The following is a 12,916-nucleotide window of genomic DNA, read 5'->3' as shown; positions in this document are numbered from 1 at the left end:
CGTCAAGCGCCAAGGACCCAACGGCTTCCCGCCCACCCTCATCCTGACAGACTTCCAAGACACAGGGACCCATACGCCGCAGCAATCGTTTTGCGAAGACTCGGAGTGAGCAGCTCGCGCAACAACCCAATTCGGTGGTTATGGGCCCCGGCCTTCACCGGGGCGACAGTGGGAGTGTGGCGCGGTCATCGCGCCAAACGACCGGCGCGCTACACGCCCTCAATCGATCTTGCGGGCCTCTTCCGGCAGCATGATCGGGATGCCGTCGCGGATCGGATAGGCGAGCTTCGCGCTGCGCGAGATCAGCTCCTGCTTTGCAGAATCGAACTCCAGCGGGCCCTTGGTCAGCGGGCAGACCAGAATCTCCAGCAATTTGGGATCGACGCTGGCTTCGGGGCGTTCGGTGGGCGCGTTCATGGGGGTCTCCGGCGGTCGGTTGCCTCTAGCATAAAAAATCGTAGCAGCCCATCGCGTCGCTCAAGCTGAAACCATCCGCAGGATCTCGTCGAGCAGGCCCTCGAGCCGCGCGGCCGGCGATGGCGGGCCCGACAAGGCGAAGCCGAGAAACGTCCAGTACAGGATTTGCGCGCGGGCTCGCGCCGTCGCCGCCTCGAACCCGCGCTTCCTCAGCAGCTCTTCGATATAGTCGAGCCTGCGCCGGTCGATGGCACGCACCGCCGATTGTGCCGCCGCATCGAAGGCCGCCCAGTTCCGGACCGCGCGCTCGAGGTCGAGCCGCGCGCCAAAAGTCCTGCGCAGCAGCGCTTTCAGCGGCTCGTCGCCGTCCGCCTCGACATCGGCGATGATCTGCTCGGCCGCGATCTCGCGCCAACGCCTCAAGAGAGCAGCATGGAACGCGCCGAGATCGGCGAAATGCCAATAGAAGCTGCCGCGCGAGACCCCAATGGCTTTCGCCAGCGGATCGGCCTTCAGCGCGGTGAAGCCGTCTCGCGCGAGCGCCTTCAGGCCTTGCTTGATCCAATCGTCGGCGTTCAGCTGTTCGGCCATGTCCGGTTCCGGATGCAAGCCATACACTAGTGTATTGACAACCGACAGGCCAGCGCCTATCTCACCATACATAACTGTATGGATGAGATTTGCAGGGAGCTTTGACGATGCGTGATCTCTTGCTCCAGTGCGCCGGGGTCCTGACCATCGCCGTGGCCCTCATTCATGGCATTCTCGGCGAGACCAAGGTCTTTGCCCGCGCTCGCATCGAGCCGGAACGGCTCCGCACCCTGATCCGCCTGGTCTGGCAGGCTTCGACCGTCGCCTGGATCGGCGGGGGTGTGCTCCTGATCGCGGCGCCCTGGATGCAATCGGAGCCGGCGCGCCACTGGATCGTCATCACCATGGTTGGCGTGTTCGGCTTCTCTGCTTGCGCCAACGCATGGGCCACACGCGGCCGGCATTTTGGATGGATGGCTCTGAGTGCCGTCGTCGCGATGGCGGTCGCCGGCTACTGAGCGGCATATCGCAGTCATGCCTGTTGTGAGGCGTAAGGCCGCATCGACGCGACAAATGCACGTTGCGCACGGAGGGCGCTGAGCTTTTTCGGATCGTTAGAATATCTCTAAAGGCTTGCGCCGCAGCTGCGGATTGACTTCATCATGTGCTTTGCTTCCTTCGGTCCCGCTTCGCCTCAGGGCGTAGCGCCCACGACAGAAGAGGAGACGTTCGTGAAGGTTATTCGTGTTGCTGCCGTTGCATTGACGATCGGGATTGGCATGGGATCGGCGGCCTTGGCCGATGGTTTCAAGGACTGCACCAAGCTCGACAAGGCGTCGTGGAAGCCGGCGAGCGAAGCCGAAGCCAAGGCCAAGGCGCTGGGCTACGAGGTGCGGCGCTCCAAGATCGAAGGCTCGTGCTACGAGGTCTACGGCGTCAAGGAAGGCAAGCTTTACGAGCTGTTCTACAGCCCCGAAGATCTCAGCCTGAAGCACACGATTGCAAAGTAGACCGCGCGAGATGGTCTGCTCGCGGTCTGCGCAAAGTCATGCCTGAGGGTGGTCCTCGCTTGATCGAAGAAACGGTACCGCACGCACGCAGGGGGTCCAACCGGACCCCCGCGGATCGAACCGCTTCGCGGACGGTCGCGGTCTGGGACCTCCCGCTGCGGCTCTGGCACTGGCTGCTCGCGGCTTGCGTTCTGGCCGCGTGGTTCACGCCGACCGTCTATGACGGACTTCACCGCATCGTCGGTTATACCGTACTCGGGCTTGTTGCGTTCCGTCTGGTCTGGGGTCTTTGGGGAAGCCGCTATTCGCGCTTCCGCATGGTCGGCGTCAGGCTTCGGGCCGCGCCAGGTTATCTCTGGAATCTGCGCCGCGGCATCACCGGCCGCTATATCGGGCTCAATCCCGCCGGCACGTTGATGCTGGTGGCGCTGCTGGTCTCGCTCGCGGTCTCGACGATATCAGGCGCGATGTCGGTGACGGTGACCTTTTTCGGCGTCTGGTGGGTCGAGGACACCCACCACTATTCGTCGGACGCGGTCATCGTCCTGGTCGTGCTGCACGTCCTGGGCGTGCTGATGATGGGACGTCTCCAGCGCGAGAACCTGATCAGCGCGATGATCACCGGCCGCAAGCGCATCCGGGGTCATTCGTAACGCGCAAGCACACTGTCGGTCATGGCCGGGCTTGGCCCGGCCATCCACGCCTTACCTGTTGCACGAAGAACGTGGATGCCCGGGACGAGCCCGGGCATGACGGCGTTTCTGACGTGACGACGCGCGCCCTCACTGCAGCGGCGGATCGCCGCTGGTGCGCTTCTTGGCGAGATCCATCTCGGTGACCGCGATCAAAATTTCGGCGCGGGTCTTCAGGTCGGGCGCTTCCAGCATCGCCTGCTTCTCGGCCACGCCATAGGGCGACATCATCGCCAGCGCGTTGACGAGCGCTTCGTTGGGGGCGGTCTCGACGCCCTCCCAGTCGACCTTAAGGTTGTTGGCCTTCAAGAAATCCGCCAGCACCGTCAGCAGTGCCTCGCGATCGACCTCGTCCTCGCCCATGCGCGGCGTGAAGTCGTCGACGAAGGCGAAAAAATCCACCTTGCACTGGCGGTAGGCGGTGAGCACTTCGAGCTCCTCGAGCACTTTGAAGCGCGAGACACCGGTGAGCTCGAGGATGTAGCGGCCGTCGCCGGATTCGGCGAGCTGGGTGATGCGGCCGACACAGCCGACACGGAATAGCGCCGGCTTGTCGGAATTCTTGGGCGAGTGCGCGATGTCGGGCTGGATCATGCCGATCAGGCGATGGCCGTCGCGGAAGGCATCGTCGATCATCGCGAGGTAGCGCGGCTCGAAGATGTTGAGCGGCATCTGCCCGCGCGGCAGCAGCAGCGCGCCCGGCAACGGAAACACCGGAAGGATCTCCGGAAGGTCGGCGGGCCCGCGATATTCGATGTTGATCGGCATCTGGTCCCCATTGTCCGCATCAAGTCACGATGCCTAACGCTCCGCCGGCTGTGATGGATCAATCATCGTCAGGAAAACAGGATGATCGACAAGCGCTTGCGTCCCTCGATGGTTGCATCGTCCGTGCCGCCCCAGGCTTCGAAGAACTGCACCAGCTGCTTGCGGGCGCCGTCGTCGTTCCATTTGCGGTCGCGCTTGATGATCGCGAGCAGTTGCTCGGTGGCCGCTGCCCGGTTGCCTTGGGCGTTGAGCGCGATCGCAAGGTCGAAGCGGGCCTGATGATCGAGCGGGTTTGCGGCGACTTTCTGTTCCAGCTCGGCGACGGGCCCGAGCTGCTCCGCCTGCTCGGCGAGATCGATCGCGGTCTGCACGGCTTTCACAGCCGGGTCGTTGCGCTTGGATTCCGGCACCATGGCGAGCGTCTGCTTGGCCTGCTCCATCGCACCGGAGACGGCGTAGCATTTCGCCAGCCCGGCAAGGGCTGCGATATTGGTCGATTCGAGCTGCAGCACTTCCGCGTAGATCTGGGCGGCCGCGGCGGCATCGCCCTCGGCGAGCACGGCCTCGGCTTCCTGGAGGATTTCCGCGATATTCGGCTCACCCGGCGCGGTCACGCCCTTGGTCAGTTTTTCGATGAAGGCGTTGAGCTGGCTCTCCGGGACCGCACCCATGAAGCCGTCGGCCGGCTGGCCGTTGACGAAGGCGATCACCGCCGGAATCGACTGGATGCCCATCTGGCCCGGGATCGCCGGGTGCTGGTCGATGTTCATCTTGACCAGCTTGACCTTGCCCTTGGCGGCCTTGACCGCCTTTTCCAGCAAAGGCGTGAGCTGCTTGCAGGGGCCGCACCACTCCGCCCAGAAGTCGATCAGCACCGGCTGGCGCTTCGATTCCTCGATAACGTCCTTCACGAAGGTCTGGGTGGTCGTGTCCTTGATCAGATCGGCGGCAGCCGGGCCCGCTGCTCCGTTACCCTGGTCGATGATCGTCACGGGATCCCCTCGTCTGATGTCTGGAATTGGCGGGTCTTTAGCACGTCGCCAATTCATATGCTTCGCTGTTGGCCCTAAATTGGGCCGGGACGGCCGAATTTCAATCCATGCGGGCCGATTCGCCGGTTCCGGGGCATTTTTGGGTCATTTGGCCGCGTTCGGGTCCGTATCGGGCCTCCGATTGCAAATCTATGCCGCCGGTAGCTGTTGCATTCCCCTCCCGCTTTTGGCATACGACAGCCGTTGCCGGCGCAGTCATGCGACCGACACAGGATGCGGGTGTAGCTCAGTGGTAGAGCACGACCTTGCCAAGGTCGGGGTCGAGGGTTCGAGCCCCTTCGCCCGCTCCAATTTTTCCCAAAGCATCCAGCCGGACCGGACGGGCACGTGGTTTCCACGCCGCTGGCGGCTGTATTGGGTCACGAATGACAATTCTGGTCACAGGCAGCGCGGGCCATCTCGGGGAAGCCCTTCTCCGCACGCTCCGCGGGCGCGGTTCGCCTGCGCGTGGGATCGACCTGAAGACATCGGCCTTCACCGATGCCGTCGGCTCGATCGTCGATCCCGATTTCGTGCGGCGCCAGATGGACGGCGTCACCGCCGTGATCCACGCCGCGGCGCTGCACAAGCCGCACGTGGCGACCCACAGCAAGCAAGACTTTGTCGACACCAATGTCACCGGCACGCTCAATTTGCTTGAAGCGGCCGCGGCCGCCGGCCTGCGCAGTTTTGTCTTCACCAGCACCACCAGCGCGTTCGGCTCGCAGCTCCGCTCCGAGGCGGGACAGGCCGCGGTGTGGGTCACCGAGGACCTGCCGCCGATCCCGAAGAACATCTACGGCACGACCAAGCTGATGGCTGAGACTCTGTGCGAGCTGTTCTGTCGCGAGCGCGGCCTGCCCGTTGTGATCTTGAGGACCTCGCGCTTCTTCCCGGAAGACGATGACGATCCGGCGATGCGGTCGGCTTACGCGGCGGAGAACGCGCAGGCCAACGAGCTGCTCTATCGCCGGCTGGATATCGCGGACGCGGTGAGCGCCCATCTGCTCGCCGCCGAGCGCGCGCCGGACATCGGGTTTGCCCGCACCATCGTGTCGGCCACGAGCCCGTTTGAGCAGCGCCACCTGTCTGCGCTGGCACGTGACGCGGCCGGTGTCGTGCGCGAGCTCTATCCGGATTGTGCGGAGCTCTTTGCTGCGCGCGGCTGGCGGCTGTTCCCCGCGATCGACCGCGTCTATGTCAACGCGCGCGCGCGGCGCGAGCTGGGCTGGCGGCCCGAATTCGACTTCGCGCATGTCCTGAACTGTCTTCGCGATGACCTCGATTTTCGCAGCACCCTGGCGCGCGCTGTCGGATCGAAAGGCTATCATGAGACGATTTTCGACGATGGTCCCTACCCCGTCGCCCCGTAGTCGCGATCTTTGCTAATTCGCTCGACGCCTCAGATGTCTACCCGGAGTCACCGGCAGCAAGCTGGCTACAGCCGTTCTACTGTGCATGGGGTTGTTTTCGCGTTTTTTTGTCCCGGGCTTCCTGCTGCCTGCAAATTAACCGCGCGTGATCTTGATTCCGCGCTGCAGCGAGAGCGGTGTCGTCGCCGCATTCGCCATCATTGACTTTACGTCTCAATTTTTACTGAGCGCTATCGCGGCGCACGCGGCGCGCTTCTCACCGCTCGAAGATGTGCTAACCTTCCGCGTCTGTCCTCTCGACAGAGTCCGAACTTCGCCTCTCGACAGCAAAATAAAATAAATGTGCAGCCCTGATGGCTGCCTTAGGGGAGTGACGCGATGAAATTCCATCGATCCGTCTTTCAATCCGCCTTTCAATCCGTCCTGGCGCTTGCAGCAATTGCCCTTCTCGCGGGGACAAGCGTCGGTCACGCGCAGCAGCAGGACAAGAACAAGCCGCTGAAGAAATACGAATCCGGCACCAAGGAGTTCTGGACCCATCCACCGGACGACTGGTTCCTCGGCGACGAGACCGAGGCGCAAAAGGGCCTGGCGCCGCCGTCGGGTCCGCCCACCGGCGCGTCGGACGCCGAGCTCGCCAATATCGTCAAGAAGGTCAAGCTGCCGGCGGGCTTCAAGATGGAGGTCTATGCGTCCGGCGTGCTGGCCGCGCGGCAGATGGCCTGGGGTGACAAGGGTACGCTGTTCGTTGGCTCGTTCGGCCTCGGCAACGTCTACGCCATCAAGGACAACAACGGAAAGAAAGAGGTCAAGACCATCCTCAAGGGGCTGAACATGCCCACCGGTCTGGCCGTCAAGGACGGTGCGCTCTACGTCATCGCGGTCGACAAGCTGATCCGCTACGACGACATCGAGAACAAGCTCGACAATCCCGGCGAGGGCAAGGTCGTCTATGACGACATGCCGTCCTATGCCGCGCATGGCTGGAAATACATCGCGGTCGACAAGGAAGGCTGGTTCTACATTCCGTTCGGACCGCCCTTCAACATCGGCGTGCCCCCGACCAGCGTGTCGCAGATCCGCCGCGTCGATCCCAAGACCGGCAATGCGGAAATCTATGCGCTCGGCGTTCGCAACTCGGTCGGCGGCGACGTCGATCCGCGCACCGGCAAGTACTGGTTCACCGAGAATGCCCGCGACTGGATCAGCGACGATCTGCCCTCGGACAAGCTGAACATGATCAGCAAGATCGGCGAGCACTTCGGCTATCCCTACTGCCACCAGGGTGACCTGCCGGATACCAAGTTCGCGATGGGCCACAAATGCTCCGAGTTCACGCCGCCGGTGCTGAACCTCGGCGCTCACGTCGCTCCGCTCGGCATGAAGTTCTATACCGGCGACCAATTTCCGGCCGAGTACAAGAACAACATCCTGATCGCCGAGCACGGCTCCTGGAATCGTCACAAGTACCAAGGCGGCCGCATCATGCGCGTGATCGTCGGGCCCGACGGCAAGAACGCCAAGCAGGAGGTGTTCGCCTCCGGCTGGATCGAGGGCGACCAGGGCTATCTCGGCCGTCCCGACGACATCATCCTCGCCAAGGATGGCTCGATTCTCGTTGCCGACGATTGGGCCGGCGCGATCTACCGCATCAGCTACAGCAAGAAGTAGCGCAAGACGACACGAGGCTGCGGTGCCGAGGGGCGCCGCAGCCTTTCTCATTTCAGTTTCGCACGCTGTCGTTCCTGATTGCGCACCGCTTGCGCGCAAGTCCGGAACCCTTGGCCACGAACGCGGGTTATCGAGTTCTCAGATGCGCAGTTGCGCATCATAGCTCGCGCTTCTTTGCCCTGGAACGGCGCGGTCGATAGATCGGAATCCCAATCATGCGCCGGCAGTTCATCTCGCACGCAATCAGCGCGGTTGCGCTTCTCGCGCTCGGTTCTCTCCCCACAAGCGCCGCCGACAATGCCGCGATCAAGGAGAAGGCCGCCGTTTGCGCCGGCTGCCACGGCGAGAACGGCATCTCGCAAACCGAGAACATTCCCTCGCTCGCCGGCCAGCCCGATCAATTCCTGCAATGGCAGCTGGTGTTTTTTCGCGCCGGCTCGCGCAAGAACGACCAGATGCAGCCGATCGCCGAGGAGATCACCAACGAGGACGTCCGCAATCTCGGCGCCTATTTCGCCGCGCTGACGCCGCCGACAGCGGCGGAGGACAAGGATCCGGACCTGTCGAAAAAGGGCGCGCAAGTTGCCACCGGCCGCCGCTGCGCCTCATGTCATACGGATAGCTTTGCCGGCACCAAGGCCGTCGCGCGGCTCGCTGGCCAGCGCGAGGAATATCTGGTCAAGGCGCTGCACGACTACAAGAGCAGCCAGCGCGTCGGCGGCGGTGGCGCCGCGATGGCCGATGTCGCCTATCACATGAGCGATGAGGAAATCACCGCCGTCTCGCACTATCTCGCGTATTTCAAATAGCGCGGGGTGCGCCTACCTCGCCCGCTGCTTCTCATACGCCTTCAAATGTGTGTAGGCGATGCGCAGTTTCGGCACCGGCACCTTGGCGGCGTCGGCACGCGCGATGAGGTCGCCGATGACGTGATCGGCCTCGACCGGCAGGCCCGCCTTGACGTCACGGAACATCGAGGCCGTCATCGGCGAGCCCTCGGTGGTGAGGTTGCCCTTCACGCGCTCGAAGAACGGCCCGCCCGGCGTGTAGCCCGACGCGGCGGCGATCGCGCTGGTCTCGTCCAGCATGCCGAGCAGGAAATCCCTGCCGCCGGGCGCGGCGAGAATATTGCCGACGGAGGTGCGCATCAGGCTGGTGGACGCCGCCAGCGAGGAGAGGAACACCCATTTCTCCCACATGTCCTGCATGATGTTCTGGCTCGCGGTGGCGCCAGCGATGCCGCTCTTGAAGGCTTCGTCGATCGCCTTGACCCGATCCGATAGCTTGCCATCGCGCTCGCCGTAGTTGATCGACTGCATCGGCTGCAGCTGCACCACCTCGCGCTTCTCGTTGAGCGTCGCGGCGATGGCGCAGAGGCCGCCGAGCACGCGCTCCTTGCCGAACTTGTCGTCGAGGATGTCGAGATGCTTCATGCCGTTGAGCATGGGAATGATCGCGGTATTCGGTCCGACTGCTGCCGCGAACGACTTGATGGCGTCGTCGAGGTCGAAAGCCTTGCAGCTGAGCAGCACGACGTCGAACTTGTCCTTGAGCGCGTCGGCCTGAACGGTTGGCGGATTCTTCAAGGTCACGTCGCCGTTCGGGCTCTTGATGACAAGACCCGCGCTCGCGAGCTCGCTGGCGCGCCGTGGCCGGACCAGGAAGGTGACGTCGCGACCGGCCTGCAACAGCCTGCCACCAAAATAGCCGCCGATGGCGCCAGCGCCGACCACGAGGATACGCATGGGATTGTCCTTGTTGTTTCTTGATTGCTTCTTGCCGTCGTCGTTGTTTCTTGCCGTCGTCCTGGCGAAAGCCAGGACCCATTACCCCGACTGCCTATTGTCGGACAAGTCGGAGGCCCAGCTTATCGCCAAACGCGATTCGGTGGTTATGGGTCCTGGCCTTCGCCAGGACGACATCAGAGATGATGGCTCGCTCTGTCCATCATACGAAAATCACTTCCCCGAGACCATCTCCTCGACCTCGCGCAACTGCTCCTTGCCGAAGAACATCTCGTTGCCGACGAAGAAGGTCGGCGAGCCGAACGCGCCGCGCGCGACAGCCTCCTCGGTGTTCTTGATCAGTCTGCCCTTCACCTCGGGTTCCGCCGCGCGGGTGAACAGCTTTTGCGCGTCGAGGCCGGAGGACGCCAGCGCCTTCGCGGCGATTTCCGGATCGTCCATCTTCTTCGGCTCGCGCCACATGTGGTGGAAGGCGGCCTCGACATATGGCTCGAACACGCCCTCGAGCTGCGCCGCGATTGCCGCGCGCATCAGGTTCAGCGTGTTGACAGGGAAGAAGGGATTCCAGACATAGGGCTGCACCTTGAAGCGCCTGACGAAGCGCTCGGTCTCGACCGCCTGGAATTCCCGCTTGTTCTTGACGCCGGCAAGCGTCTCGGCCGGGGACTTATTGTTGGTCGATTTGAAGATGCCGCCGAGCAGGATCGGCACGTACTCGAATTTGACGCCGATGCGCTGCTCGATCGCGGGAATCGCGAGATGACTGAGATAGGCGTTCGGACTGCCGAAATCGAATAGGAATTGCGGGGCTGCGCGGGTCAAAATCATCCTCCCTGACGTCGCTTTTTCGCATTGTGGCGCAGCGCGCGCCGCGGGTCCATCGTTTAATGACGGTCATAATATTGTGAGCGCGCGAACACGTTGGGCGCGAGTCGGACGTACGAACGCCTGAGCTCAAGCGCGGTCGCTGTAGGCGAGCTTGACGATGTGGTCGCGGATGTCGGCGGGCCAATCTGCGATCAGTCCGGTGAATCGCCGCCGGTCATCCGCAAACAACGCGCGTGAAGCTTCCTCGAACTGCGGCAGATTGCCGGCCATGGTCGACATGAAGTGATAGGCCGCATCGCGCGCCTGCCGCTCGCGATCCTTGTCGCCGCTGGCACGCCGCGCCTCTTCGACAAGTTTCCGTAGCGCGACCGAAGCGCCGCCAGCTTGCGCGCTGAGCCACTCCCAGTGCCGTGGCAGCAGCGTCACCTCGCGCGCGACCACGCCGAGCTTCGGCCGGCCGCGACCGCGTGGCTCGCTCGCCGATGCGGTCTCCTCAATCGGGGGGGGGACAAGCTTCGCCAGCCGCGCCAGCACCTCGCGGTCTCCGCCGCGCAGATCGAAGTCGATCGACCGGCCCGTGGCGTCCTCGAAGATGATGATGGGCTGGTCCGGCCGCTCCGCCATCCGCTTGATAACCAGCGCGACCTCTCCGGCTGGCCCGGAGACCAGGCGGCGTGAACCCTGGAAGGCGGTGAAAGTCTTCTGCATTGGAATCATTGCCATATTGATCATGTTGAGACTTTAATACCCGGGTAAATTGCAAAGGTCAATATACCCGGATGAAAATATCCGACCGGATGGCTCGACATTGTGTTCCCGGGCTGGCACGAACGCGCGGCCGATCGACCATGCTTAGCCCCCGGGGACCACGCGATGCTGACCGTTCACCACCTCAACAATTCCCGCTCGCAGCGCGTGCTGTGGCTGCTCGAGGAGTTGGGCGTGCCCTACGAGATCGTGCGCTATCAGCGCCAGCCGGACATGCGCGCGCCGAAGGAGCTGCGCGCCATCCATCCGCTCGGCAAGTCGCCCGTCATCACCGACAACGGCAACACCATCGCCGAATCCGGCGCGATCATCGAATATCTCATCGCCACCTACAGCAACGGCCGGTTGGTCCCGCCACCGAACACGCCCGAGCGGCTGCGCTTCACCTACTGGCTGCACTATGCGGAAGGCTCGGCGATGCAGCCGCTGCTGCTCAAGCTGCTGTTCACGCTGATGCCGAAGCGCGCGCCCGCGTTGCTCCGCCCGCTGGTGCGCAAGGTCTCGAACCAGGCGCTGACTGCGCTGGTCAATCCGCAGCTCAAGCAGCACATGGACTATTGGGAAGGCGAGCTCGGCAAGAGCGAGTGGTTCGCCGGTCACGAGTTCACCGCCGCCGACATCCAGATGAGCTTTCCGCTCGAAGCGGCCCAGGCGCGTGGCGGGCTCGAGCTCGGCCACCCCAAGGCGATGGCGTTCCTGGAGCGCATTCATGCGCGGCCGGCGTACAGCCGCGCCCTCGAAAAGGGCGGGCCGTATCAGGTCGGACGATAGTTAGCCTGCATCAGTCCGCATGCAGCACGCGCCCGCGCGTCTCCGGCAGCGCGAAGGCGGCGATAAAGAACAGCGCATACGCCACCACCGCGAAGATCGCGATCGCATTCGCAAGCGACGTCGTCGCCGACAGCGCTCCGACCAGGAACGGAAACAGCGCGCCGATGCCGCGGCCGAAATTGTAGCAGAATCCCTGGCCCGAGCCGCGCAGTCGCGTTGGATAAAGCTCGGTCAGGAATGCGCCGACGCCGGAGAAGTAGCCCGAAGCGAAAAAGCCGAGTGGGAAGCCGAGCACCCACAGGACCTCGTTGGTCAGCGGCAGCTGCGTATAGAGCAGCACAATCGCGATGGCGCCAATCGAGAAGATCAGGAACAGATTGCGCCGTCCGATCCGGTCGGCGAGCCACGCGCCGGTAAGATAGCCGATGAAAGAACCGATGATCAGGGTCGAGAGATAGCCGGTCGAGCCGACGATCGACAGATGCCGCTCCTTGGTCAAGAACTGCGGCACCCAGAAGGTGACGGCGTAGTAGCCGCCCTGGCAGCCCGTCGCCATCAGCGACGCCAGGATGGTGGTCTTCAGGATCGGGCCTGAAAAGATTTCCCAGAGCGCCGGGCGATTGCCGCTCGCGGCGTGCCTGGCGCGAGCCTCAGCCGCTATCTCCGGCTCGGTCACGGAGCGGCGGATGTAGAACACCAGCAGCGCCGGCAGCGCACCGATCACGAACATCCAGCGCCACGCTGTCTCCGCGGGCAACGCCGAGAACAGGATCGCCTGCGACAATACCGCGAGGCCCCAGCCGACCGCCCAGCCCGACTGCACCGAGCCGACCGCACGCCCGCGATATTGCGGCCGGATCGCTTCACCCATCAGCACGGCGCCCGCCGCCCACTCTCCGCCGAAGCCGAGGCCCAGCACCGCGCGTGCGATCAGGAGCTGTTCGAAGTTCTGCACGACCGCGCACACCAGCGAGAACAAAGAGAACCAGATGATGGTGATCTGGAGCGTTCTGACCCGGCCGATATGGTCGGAGAGATAGCCGCCGAGCCAGCCGCCGATCGCGGAGGCCAGTAGCGTCACGGTGCCGGCGAGCCCGGCCGATCCTGCATCGACCTTCCACAACGCGATGATGGTGCCGATCACCAGCGGATAGATCATGAAGTCCATGCCGTCGAGCGCCCAGCCTGCTGCGCAGGCCCAGAACGTCCGCCGTTCCGGCGCGTTCATGTCGCGATAGAAGGCGAGAAGGCTGGTGTCCTCGATCTCGGCGCGTTCGATGCGCTGGTTCGGATCGACGGTGGTCATGTGCG

The 12,916-nt window shown here is 63.6% G+C and carries 15 protein-coding genes and 1 tRNA gene; 8 read left to right on the top strand and 8 right to left on the bottom strand.

The genetic code is table 11. The features are described from left to right. Positions 1-219: 219 nt before the first annotated feature. Entirely contained in the window at positions 220-417 is a 198-nt protein-coding gene (locus tag AC0L21_RS31375; protein WP_007598651.1) for a Trm112 family protein, read from the bottom strand. A 60-nt stretch (positions 418-477) separates the two neighbouring features. Next, positions 478-1,008 (bottom strand): TetR/AcrR family transcriptional regulator, encoded by a 531-nt coding sequence (locus AC0L21_RS31370; RefSeq protein WP_473265612.1) that lies wholly within the window; start codon positions 1,006-1,008, stop codon positions 478-480. Between the two features lie 107 nt (positions 1,009-1,115). On the opposite strand from AC0L21_RS31370, the gene AC0L21_RS31365 reads away from it, so the two are divergent. The 3 genes from AC0L21_RS31365 to AC0L21_RS31355 all read left to right on the top strand — a co-directional run bounded on the left by AC0L21_RS31365 (position 1,116) and on the right by AC0L21_RS31355 (position 2,611). Further along, a complete protein-coding gene (locus AC0L21_RS31365) occupies positions 1,116-1,466 on the top strand; it encodes a hypothetical protein (protein ID WP_473265611.1) in 351 nt (116 codons plus the stop codon). Positions 1,467-1,679: 213 nt separating this feature from the next. Next, entirely contained in the window at positions 1,680-1,958 is a 279-nt protein-coding gene (locus AC0L21_RS31360) for a PepSY domain-containing protein (protein ID WP_473265610.1), read from the top strand. A gap of 59 nt (positions 1,959-2,017) precedes the next feature. Beyond that, positions 2,018-2,611, top strand: a complete 594-nt coding sequence (locus tag AC0L21_RS31355) for a cytochrome b/b6 domain-containing protein (protein ID WP_473265609.1) — start codon at positions 2,018-2,020, stop codon at positions 2,609-2,611. A 129-nt stretch (positions 2,612-2,740) separates the two neighbouring features. Here AC0L21_RS31355 and AC0L21_RS31350 read toward each other — a convergent pair whose 3' ends face one another. Both AC0L21_RS31350 and trxA read right to left on the bottom strand, forming a co-directional pair. Then, positions 2,741-3,418: an LON peptidase substrate-binding domain-containing protein gene (locus AC0L21_RS31350; RefSeq protein ID WP_473265608.1), complete on the bottom strand. Its 678-nt coding sequence runs from the start codon at positions 3,416-3,418 to the stop codon at positions 2,741-2,743. 68 nt (positions 3,419-3,486) lie between these two features. Beyond that, positions 3,487-4,410: a thioredoxin gene (gene trxA / locus AC0L21_RS31345; protein WP_473265607.1), complete on the bottom strand. Its 924-nt coding sequence runs from the start codon at positions 4,408-4,410 to the stop codon at positions 3,487-3,489. 275 nt (positions 4,411-4,685) lie between these two features. Here trxA and AC0L21_RS31340 point away from each other — a divergent pair. From AC0L21_RS31340 to AC0L21_RS31325, 4 genes are all read left to right on the top strand, one after another. Next, positions 4,686-4,760 (top strand) — tRNA-Gly (locus AC0L21_RS31340). 75 nt (positions 4,761-4,835) lie between these two features. After that, entirely contained in the window at positions 4,836-5,822 is a 987-nt protein-coding gene (locus AC0L21_RS31335; RefSeq protein WP_473265606.1) for an NAD-dependent epimerase/dehydratase family protein, read from the top strand. A gap of 378 nt (positions 5,823-6,200) precedes the next feature. Further along, on the top strand, positions 6,201-7,493 hold the full coding sequence (locus tag AC0L21_RS31330) for a PQQ-dependent sugar dehydrogenase (protein WP_473265605.1): 1,293 nt from the start codon (positions 6,201-6,203) through the stop codon (positions 7,491-7,493). Between the two features lie 215 nt (positions 7,494-7,708). Next, positions 7,709-8,302, top strand: a complete 594-nt coding sequence (locus tag AC0L21_RS31325; protein WP_473265604.1) for a c-type cytochrome — start codon at positions 7,709-7,711, stop codon at positions 8,300-8,302. A 12-nt stretch (positions 8,303-8,314) separates the two neighbouring features. On the opposite strand, the gene panE is transcribed toward AC0L21_RS31325, so the two are convergent. From panE to AC0L21_RS31310, 3 genes are all read right to left on the bottom strand, one after another. Then, positions 8,315-9,238: a 2-dehydropantoate 2-reductase gene (gene panE, locus AC0L21_RS31320; RefSeq protein ID WP_473265603.1), complete on the bottom strand. Its 924-nt coding sequence runs from the start codon at positions 9,236-9,238 to the stop codon at positions 8,315-8,317. Positions 9,239-9,451: 213 nt separating this feature from the next. Further along, positions 9,452-10,066: a 2-hydroxychromene-2-carboxylate isomerase gene (locus tag AC0L21_RS31315; RefSeq protein WP_473265602.1), complete on the bottom strand. Its 615-nt coding sequence runs from the start codon at positions 10,064-10,066 to the stop codon at positions 9,452-9,454. Between the two features lie 126 nt (positions 10,067-10,192). Continuing rightward, entirely contained in the window at positions 10,193-10,789 is a 597-nt protein-coding gene (locus AC0L21_RS31310; protein ID WP_473265601.1) for a DUF2239 family protein, read from the bottom strand. Positions 10,790-10,939: 150 nt separating this feature from the next. Between AC0L21_RS31310 and AC0L21_RS31305 the strand changes: the two genes are divergently transcribed. Then, positions 10,940-11,605, top strand: a complete 666-nt coding sequence (locus tag AC0L21_RS31305) for a glutathione S-transferase family protein (protein WP_473265600.1) — start codon at positions 10,940-10,942, stop codon at positions 11,603-11,605. Positions 11,606-11,615: 10 nt separating this feature from the next. On the opposite strand, the gene AC0L21_RS31300 is transcribed toward AC0L21_RS31305, so the two are convergent. Further along, positions 11,616-12,911 (bottom strand): MFS transporter, encoded by a 1,296-nt coding sequence (locus AC0L21_RS31300; RefSeq protein WP_473265599.1) that lies wholly within the window; start codon positions 12,909-12,911, stop codon positions 11,616-11,618. Between the last annotated feature and the right edge of the window lie 5 nt (positions 12,912-12,916).

Source organism: Bradyrhizobium sp. WSM4873 (assembly GCF_055811355.1).
This window is presented reverse-complemented; position numbering and strand designations above follow the sequence as displayed.

Bases quoted from the DNA above. Each gene is read 5' to 3' on its own strand.
- AC0L21_RS31375 (WP_007598651.1), bottom strand. From the start codon at position 417: ATGAACGCGCCCACCGAACGCCCCGAAGCCAGCGTCGATCCCAAATTG.
- AC0L21_RS31370 (WP_473265612.1), bottom strand. From the start codon at position 1,008: ATGGCCGAACAGCTGAACGCCGACGATTGGATCAAGCAAGGCCTGAAG.
- AC0L21_RS31365 (WP_473265611.1), top strand. From the start codon at position 1,116: ATGCGTGATCTCTTGCTCCAGTGCGCCGGGGTCCTGACCATCGCCGTG.
- AC0L21_RS31350 (WP_473265608.1), bottom strand. From the start codon at position 3,418: ATGCCGATCAACATCGAATATCGCGGGCCCGCCGACCTTCCGGAGATC.
- AC0L21_RS31335 (WP_473265606.1), top strand. From the start codon at position 4,836: ATGACAATTCTGGTCACAGGCAGCGCGGGCCATCTCGGGGAAGCCCTT.
- AC0L21_RS31330 (WP_473265605.1), top strand. From the start codon at position 6,201: ATGAAATTCCATCGATCCGTCTTTCAATCCGCCTTTCAATCCGTCCTG.
- AC0L21_RS31325 (WP_473265604.1), top strand. From the start codon at position 7,709: ATGCGCCGGCAGTTCATCTCGCACGCAATCAGCGCGGTTGCGCTTCTC.
- panE (WP_473265603.1), bottom strand. From the start codon at position 9,238: ATGCGTATCCTCGTGGTCGGCGCTGGCGCCATCGGCGGCTATTTTGGT.
- AC0L21_RS31315 (WP_473265602.1), bottom strand. From the start codon at position 10,066: ATGATTTTGACCCGCGCAGCCCCGCAATTCCTATTCGATTTCGGCAGT.
- AC0L21_RS31310 (WP_473265601.1), bottom strand. From the start codon at position 10,789: ATGGCAATGATTCCAATGCAGAAGACTTTCACCGCCTTCCAGGGTTCA.
- AC0L21_RS31305 (WP_473265600.1), top strand. From the start codon at position 10,940: ATGCTGACCGTTCACCACCTCAACAATTCCCGCTCGCAGCGCGTGCTG.
- AC0L21_RS31300 (WP_473265599.1), bottom strand. From the start codon at position 12,911: ATGACCACCGTCGATCCGAACCAGCGCATCGAACGCGCCGAGATCGAG.